Annotated in this window: 1 protein-coding gene; it reads left to right on the top strand. The window is 69.5% G+C overall.

Annotated features, from left to right (window positions below; genetic code table 11):
- On the top strand, positions 1 to 724 hold a 724-nt coding region (locus tag DEH69_RS22935), incomplete at both ends, for a ketoacyl-synthetase C-terminal extension domain-containing protein (RefSeq protein WP_147255779.1).

Genomic DNA, 724 nt, shown 5'->3' with positions numbered 1-724 from the left:
ACGGACAACAGAACGGGCCCCGACTCCGTCAGCGGCCCACCACGAAAGATCGAGGTTAGCCCGGGGGATGTGGATGCGGTGGAGGCGCATGGGACGGGGACGACGTTGGGTGATCCGATCGAGGCGCAGGCCCTGCTGGCTACGTATGGCAAGGACCGTCCTGTTGAACGGCCGCTTTATTTGGGGTCGTTGAAGTCGAACATTGGTCATACGCAGGCGGCGGCTGGGGTGGCGGGGGTGATCAAGATGGTGCAGGCGTTGCGGCATGGGGTGTTGCCGAAGACGTTGCATGTGGATGAGCCGAGTCCGGAGGTGGACTGGTCGGCGGGTGCGGTGGAGTTGCTGACGGAGGCTCGGGACTGGCCGCGCGGCGAGCGGCCCCGGCTCCTGGGCGTCTCCGCCTTCGGCGCCAGCGGCACCAACGCGCACGTCATCATCGAGGAGGCACCACCCGTTGAAGAGGAGCCGGGCAGCGCCCCGGAGTTCGACACCGCGTCCGTGCTCCCGTTGCCTGTGTCCGCTGGGACGTCTGAGGCGTTGCGGGTGCAGGCGCGGCAGCTTGCGGAGTATGTGGCGGCGCGTCCGGAGGAGCGTTTGGCGGATGTGGCCTCGATGCTGGTCCATGGTCGGGCGGCGCTGGGGGAGCGTGCCGTGGTGGTGGCCGGGGATCGCGAGGAGGCCCTGAGCGGCCTCCGGGCGCTGGCGGATGGCCAGCCCGCGCCGC

This window comes from Streptomyces sp. PT12, assembly GCF_003311645.1.
GTDB lineage: Bacteria > Actinomycetota > Actinomycetes > Streptomycetales > Streptomycetaceae > Streptomyces.
Note: the sequence above shows the minus strand (reverse complement) of the source record. Positions and strands in the feature narration are given on the sequence as shown.